Raw genomic sequence first — 6,000 nt, 5'->3', positions numbered from 1 at the left:
GCGTACGAAGGACATGCGAGAGCTCCACTTGGTGAATCGGGGGGATGAAGAAGGGGTGTCAGACGGTCAGGCGGGAAGTGGAGGACCACGCCTGGCCACGCTGTGCCGGAAACCCGGCTGGAGCGGGACGACCCTCGTGTGGACGATCGGGGTGCGGAACCACAGCACGGGCGCGGCGGCCGGTGCGAGGAGGACGAGACGGCGGCCGAGGCGGCGCAGCAGCGACCAGAGCGCGGCCTCGCCACGCGACAGCCACAGACCGGTGATCACCGTGGCCGTCAGGTGCGTGAGCAGCATGCCGGCGTTGACCGCCAGGCCGCCCTGGGCGTGCCCGTGCACCGAGACGTAGGCGGCGCCGTCGCCCGCGAACAGCTCGTGCAGCCCGAGCTGCGCCCCGACCAGCACCAGGTTGATGGTGCCCGCCGAGCGCTCCCTGCCGCAGAACGCCAGCCCCAGCGCGGCCACGCCCGCGAGCCCGAGGGCGGCGACCCCCGGCTCGGGCGCCGAGCCGCCGCCGAGAACGTGGGCGAGCGCGGCGAGCGTCACGCAGACGGCGGCGAAGGCGGCCGTCCGCGCGAGGCGGAAGGGGAGATGCGCGCGCATGGGTGTGCCCCATGCTCTCACGGGGCAGGGAGTCTTGAGACCTCGAGTTCCAAGCTGGGCAATGCCTGGTCCGAAAATGGCTTTTGTCGCTAGGGTCGTGCCGACCGCGTTGACATAGAGGTGAGAACGTTGCGGCACTTAGGTGGTTTGCTCATCGGGCTTGTGGTGACGGTGGCCGTGCTCGGAGGCGGCGGTTGGGCCGTACAACAGGCAGTCGGCAATGCGGCCGCGAATCCGCCGGACAGTCAGAAGATGTGGATCGCGCTCGGCGCGATGGCCGCCGTCGGACTGGTTGTCGGGCTCGTTACGGCCGGCCGGATCTCGCCGCTGGCGACGTTCGTGCCGTCCATGGTGTTGCTGGCGTGGACAGTCGTGTACGCGCTCGACATGAACCGGGCGCTTTCCCTCATACCGACGGAGCCGTCGGTCAACCAGATCATCAGAGACGCCGGATTCGGCGACAGGACCATGCTCACCACGGGCATGTTCGCCCTGCTCGGCGTGGTCCTGTTCATTCCCGTGCTGATGCCGTCGCGCTGGTCCCGCCAGCGCGACGAACTTGACGAGGACTACGAGACCACGCCGGAGGGCAGCTACTACTGACACTCACGTGGGGCGCGGGCGTGGCTACGTGGTGGCGCTGCCGGTGTAGAGGCGGGTCACCACGTCCTCGATCGAGGACTGGTCGGGGGCCGTGGCCATCAGGTCGTCGAGGGTGCCGTCGAACGCCAGGTGCCCGTGGTCGATCAGCATGACCCGGCGGCACAGCCGTTCGATGTCGCCGAGGTCGTGCGTGGTCAGCAGGACGGTGGTGCCGCGCTCGGCGTTCACCCGCCGCAGGAAGTCCCGGATGCTGGCCTTGCTGACCACGTCGAGCCCGATCGTCGGCTCGTCGAGCACCAGCACGTCGGGCGCGTGCAGCAGCGCGGCGGCCAGGTCGCCCCGCATGCGCTGCCCGAGGCTGAGCTGGCGCACCGGCGTGCGCAGGAACCCGGCCAGGTCGAGCGTCCCGGTCAGCTCGTCGAGCCGGGACCTGAAGGTGGCGCGATCCACCTTGTAGAGGTGCCGGATCAGCTCGAAGCTGTCGACGAGCGGCAGGTCCCACCACAGCGTCGTGCGCTGACCGAACACCACCCCGATGTGCCGCGCCAGCGTGGTGCGCCGGCGCGACGGGTCCAGCCCGGCCACCCGGACCTTCCCGGCGGTGGGGGTCAGGATGCCGCACAACATCTTGATCGTGGTGGACTTGCCGGCCCCGTTGGGCCCGAGGTAGCCGACGAACTCGCCGGCGGAGACGGTGAACGACAGGTCGCGTACGGCGTGGACGACGTTTCTCTTCACCTTGAACGAGCGTCCGGCCCGGTCAAGTTCGATCATGGTCAACTCCCCGTGGATCGGTAGTGCCGGATGCCCTGCCGCCAGGCCAGCGCGGCCAGCAGGGCGAGGACCAGCGCGGCGGCCGGTCCGAGGAACCGCATGAACTCGGGCGTGCCGAAGGGGTCGTCCCGGCCCAGGACGTACAGGCCCGGCTGCCAGTTGACGTAGGCCAGCGGCAGCACGTACGTCACGCCCCTGACCAGGTCGCGGGCGTAGATGCTGAGGGGATACTGGTTGAGCTGGTGGCTGCCGTAGGTGAAGGCGCTGACCACCTCGGGCGCGTCGGTCAGCAGGAACTGCACCGCCCCGGCCATCGTCCACAGCGCGGAGAAGATGACGATCCCGGTGAGGACCATGACGGGGATCATCCAGGCGCGCCGCCAGTCGATCCCGAGCGCGGAGATCGCGTAGCCGAGCACGAGCGCGGCCTGCAGGATGCGCCCGATCCGGGTGGCGTTGAACCGGTCGGCGGCCAGCTGGATCCACGCGCTGACGGGCCGGATCAGGACGGTGTCGAGGGTCCCGGCCTTGATGTGCTGGCTGATGCGGTCGAGGTTGCTGACGAAGGTGTCGCAGACGGTGAAGGACAGGCCGGCGGCGCCGTACAGCAGCAGCACCTCCTCGCGGGAGAACCCGGCGAGGGCGGTGGTGTTGGCGAAGATGACCAGGATCACCGCGACGTCGAGCGCGGCGGTGACGAAGCCGAGCACGGTCATCAGCACGAACGAGGCGGGGTACGCGGCCGCGGCGCGGGTCCAGGTCCACAGCAGCAGGAAGTACGTCCTAACCACCCTGGATCACCACCTTGTGGCGGATCGCCCTGGTGCCGAGCGCGCCGAGGCCGAGCAGCACCACGGCCCAGAACGCCTGGAAGGCCAGCGACTCCAGCACCGGGGCCTTGCCGAGGTAGAGGTCGGTGGGCACCTGGACCATGGCCGCCCAGGGGAGGGCCCTGGCCAGCTCGCCGAACCAGCCGGGGAAGATGTGCAGCGGCAGCATCATCCCGCTGAAGAAGGTCATCAGGACCATCGACAAGATCGCGACGCCGCGGTCGTCGAGCAGCCAGCAGACCGACAGCGCGGTCAGGTAGCGCCAGCCGAAGCTGACGACGACGGCGATCGCGAAGCCGGTCAGGAACGCCAGCCACCGGCCCGGGTCGGTGGGGAGGAGGATGCCGAACATGACGGCGCCGACCAGCATGGGCGGGGCGCCGCGGACCACGAACAGGTAGGCGGCCCGGCCCACGTCCTCGGCCAGCGTCCAGAGCTGCAGCGACGCGGGGCGGACCAGGTCGAGCGCGATGTCGCCGCTGCGGATGCGCTCGGGGATGCTCAGGCCGCCGCCGAAGAGCTGCATCGGCCCGATGAACGCCTGCGTGATGAAACAGAAGGTGACGGCGTCGGTCATGTCGTAGCCGGCCAGCCCGGGGCGGGCCTGCCACAGCGCGATGAGGATGTAGGCGCGCAGGATGCCGAACACGCTGTTGGTGAACGCGCCGGCCAGCGCCGCCCAGACGTAGGTGGCGTGCTTGCGGAATCCGTACCGGACGAGCCGGGCATAGAGCGGTATGGTTTTGCACCTCCGGGGGGTGATGGCACGGTGACGGACCGTGCCTGGACCCGCGCACGGGTCTGCCGTTGGGAAACACGGAATTATCCGTTGCGGGGTCAGCGGTCCGCAACGCGATAAACGGCGCGCGGGCCCGGCCATTGGGGCCCCGGTGTCATGGTGCCGAAATATCCGTGTAAGAGATGAGTTACTTACTGGCCGGTAGGACGATGTTGAGCGGGGAAGAACAATCTTCGGAGGGTCGAAGATGCGAATCGACAGGGATGTGATCCCCGAGTACCCCTTGAGCTGGCAGGCTCGCGCTCTCACCGGTCTCATGCGCGGGATCGTGAAGCCGGCTTCCATTCTCCTGCTGCGACATCCGCTCGCCCTGGTCGGCGCCGCCCACCTCGGCGATCTCGCGCGGCTGGTCCGGGTGCCCCATCCCGCGCACGTCGCGATCGTCCCGGCGGCCTTCTCCTCGTGCGGTGGCGAGTGGGTGCGCGGCGGCCAGGGGCTCGACGAGCGCAAGGTGGTGCTCTATTTCCACGGCGGCGGCTACTTCTCGTGCTCCCCGCGTACGCACCGGTCCATCACGTGGCGCTTGTCCGTGGTGGCCAGGCGGCCGGTGCTGGCGCTGGACTACCGCCAGGGGCCGGTGCACAAGCTGGCCGACTCGCTGGCCGACGCGATGGACGCGTACGACTGCCTGCTGCGGCGCGGGTACGCGCCCGAGGACATCGTGCTGGCGGGGGACTCCGCCGGCGGCCATCTGACGCTGGCGACCCTGCTGGCGCTGCGCGACGCGGGACGGCCGCTGCCCGCCGCGGCGATCTGCCTTTCCCCGTGGGCCGACCTGACGGACATCCCGCGCCGGGCGAACCGCTGGCAGGACCCCATGCTGCCGGCCGGCCGGGTGCGCTGGCTGGCGCGCCGCTGGACCTCCGGCCTGGACCCGTGGGACCCGCTGGTCTCGCCGGTGCACGGGGACTTCACGGGGCTGCCCCCGCTCATGATCGTGACGGGCTCGACCGAGGTGCTGAGGGACGAGGGCCGCCGGGTGGCCGAGCGGGCGCGGCTGGCCGGGGTGCCGGTCCGGTACGAGGAATGGTCCCGGATGCCGCACGTCTTCCCGATCCTGGCGGACGTCGTGCCCGAGGCGCGGCTGGCGTTCCGGCACATGGCGCAGTTCGTGAAGGCGGTGAGCGAAAGGCCCGCGTCGATGGGGGACGCGACGGCGGCATGAATTTTTACCTGTCCTGTTTGGGATAATTAACATCCGGTCAGCGGTAAGAACAGTGTAAGGTTAGGTATACCTAACTTGCATCAGGGGGCTAGTCCGATGGCTGAGCAGCGCGCGGATCACCACCGGGGGGTCGTCCAGCGGACCGAACGCATCTCGCGTCACATGGTGCGTGTCGTGGTCGGCGGTGACGGCCTCGCGGACTTCGCCTGCACGGGGCTCACCGACCACTACGTGAAGCTGGTCTTCCCGTACGAGGGCGTCGAATACCCCGAGCCGTTCAGCGTGAAGACCTGTCGCGAGACCATGCCGCGCGAGTTGTGGCCGCGCCTGCGCACCTACACCGTCCGCGCCTGGGACCCCGACTCCCGCGAGCTGACCCTCGACTTCGTGGTCCACGGCGACGAGGGACTGGCCGGCCCCTGGGCCGAGCGCGCCGAGCCGGGCGACGAGCTGCTGATGCTGGGCCCCGGAGGGGGCTACGCACCCGACCCCGAGGCCGGCTGGCACCTCCTGGTGGGCGACGAGAGCGCGCTGCCGGCCATCGCCGCCTCGCTGGAGGCGCTGCCGGACGGGGTGCGGGCGCACGTGTTCGTCGAGGTGGACGCGCCGGAGGACGAGCAGAAGCTCGAAACGGCCGCCGACGCGCGGATCAGGTGGATCTACCGGGGCGACCGGCCCGTGGGCGAGAGGCTCGTGGCGGCGGTGCGGGCGCTGGAGTTCCCGGAAGGCGACGTGCACGCGTTCGTGCACGGGGAGGCCGGGTTCGTGAAGGAGCTCCGCCGCCACCTGCGCGTCGAGCGGGGGGTCGGGATGGACCAGCTGTCCATTTCCGGATATTGGCGGATCGGTGTGGACGACGAGACGTGGCGGGCGGTCAAGCGCGACTGGAACCGCCAGGTCGAGGCCGAGGAGCAGGCCGCGATCGCCTCCTGAGCGTCCGATCGTCCGCGGCTCACGGAGCGCGACCGCCTGCCGAGCCTCGGGCAGGGCGGCTGGGGGCGCGTACGGGCACGCCCGATCCGGCGCGCGGCTCGGCAATCGAGCGGCCGCGGGGACGGTGACGACGATCATTCCCCGCCCGGCACCCCAGGCGCAAAAGTCCACTTCAGACCGCCAAGTCACACCATTTACTTACTTGGGAGGAACGACAGCCTTACCTCCAATACCCCTTATGTAAGACATGCGGAAAGCCCCGCCGGATGCCGCCACAGTGTGCTTTGCCATGA

Annotated in this window: 7 protein-coding genes; 3 read left to right on the top strand and 4 right to left on the bottom strand. The window is 69.9% G+C overall.

The genetic code is table 11. The annotated features are described in order from the left end of the window. Nucleotides 1-66: 66 nt before the first annotated feature. Nucleotides 67-603: an MFS transporter gene (locus ACTWPW_RS40015; protein ID WP_375116457.1), complete on the bottom strand. Its 537-nt coding sequence runs from the start codon at nt 601-603 to the stop codon at nt 67-69. 147 nt (nt 604-750) lie between these two features. Between ACTWPW_RS40015 and ACTWPW_RS40010 the strand changes: the two genes are divergently transcribed. Continuing rightward, nucleotides 751-1,206 carry a hypothetical protein gene (locus tag ACTWPW_RS40010; protein WP_443171740.1) on the top strand — a complete coding sequence of 152 codons (456 nt, stop codon included), beginning with the start codon at nt 751-753 and terminating at the stop codon, nt 1,204-1,206. A gap of 24 nt (nt 1,207-1,230) precedes the next feature. Here ACTWPW_RS40010 and ACTWPW_RS40005 read toward each other — a convergent pair whose 3' ends face one another. The 3 genes from ACTWPW_RS40005 to ACTWPW_RS39995 are packed head-to-tail and all read right to left on the bottom strand — an operon-like array spanning nt 1,231 to nt 3,459. Then, complete coding sequence (locus ACTWPW_RS40005; RefSeq protein ID WP_443171739.1) at nt 1,231-1,980, bottom strand: ABC transporter ATP-binding protein; 750 nt, start codon at nt 1,978-1,980, stop codon at nt 1,231-1,233. A 2-nt stretch (nt 1,981-1,982) separates the two neighbouring features. Beyond that, nucleotides 1,983-2,771: an ABC transporter permease gene (locus ACTWPW_RS40000; RefSeq protein WP_375116454.1), complete on the bottom strand. Its 789-nt coding sequence runs from the start codon at nt 2,769-2,771 to the stop codon at nt 1,983-1,985. After that, complete coding sequence (locus tag ACTWPW_RS39995) at nt 2,764-3,459, bottom strand: ABC transporter permease (protein WP_375116453.1); 696 nt, start codon at nt 3,457-3,459, stop codon at nt 2,764-2,766. The genes ACTWPW_RS40000 and ACTWPW_RS39995 overlap by 8 nt, the downstream gene beginning before the upstream one ends. 337 nt (nt 3,460-3,796) lie before the next feature. On the opposite strand from ACTWPW_RS39995, the gene ACTWPW_RS39990 reads away from it, so the two are divergent. Together ACTWPW_RS39990 and ACTWPW_RS39985 are read left to right on the top strand one after the other, a co-directional pair. Beyond that, nucleotides 3,797-4,774 (top strand): alpha/beta hydrolase, encoded by a 978-nt coding sequence (locus ACTWPW_RS39990; RefSeq protein WP_443171738.1) that lies wholly within the window; start codon nt 3,797-3,799, stop codon nt 4,772-4,774. 96 nt (nt 4,775-4,870) lie between these two features. After that, on the top strand, nt 4,871-5,707 hold the full coding sequence (locus tag ACTWPW_RS39985; protein ID WP_364112418.1) for a siderophore-interacting protein: 837 nt from the start codon (nt 4,871-4,873) through the stop codon (nt 5,705-5,707). Nucleotides 5,708-6,000 lie beyond the last annotated feature (293 nt).

Source organism: Nonomuraea sp. KM90 (assembly GCF_052246675.1).
In the GTDB taxonomy this organism is placed as follows: domain Bacteria; phylum Actinomycetota; class Actinomycetes; order Streptosporangiales; family Streptosporangiaceae; genus Nonomuraea.
Note: the sequence above shows the minus strand (reverse complement) of the source record. Positions and strands in the feature narration are given on the sequence as shown.

What these genes read in the sequence shown, in the direction of transcription:
- ACTWPW_RS40015 (WP_375116457.1), bottom strand. Translation starts at nt 603, where the DNA reads ATGCGCGCGCATCTCCCCTTCCGCCTCGCGCGGACGGCCGCCTTCGCC.
- ACTWPW_RS40005 (WP_443171739.1), bottom strand. Translation starts at nt 1,980, where the DNA reads ATGATCGAACTTGACCGGGCCGGACGCTCGTTCAAGGTGAAGAGAAAC.
- ACTWPW_RS39990 (WP_443171738.1), top strand. Translation starts at nt 3,797, where the DNA reads ATGCGAATCGACAGGGATGTGATCCCCGAGTACCCCTTGAGCTGGCAG.
- ACTWPW_RS39985 (WP_364112418.1), top strand. Translation starts at nt 4,871, where the DNA reads ATGGCTGAGCAGCGCGCGGATCACCACCGGGGGGTCGTCCAGCGGACC.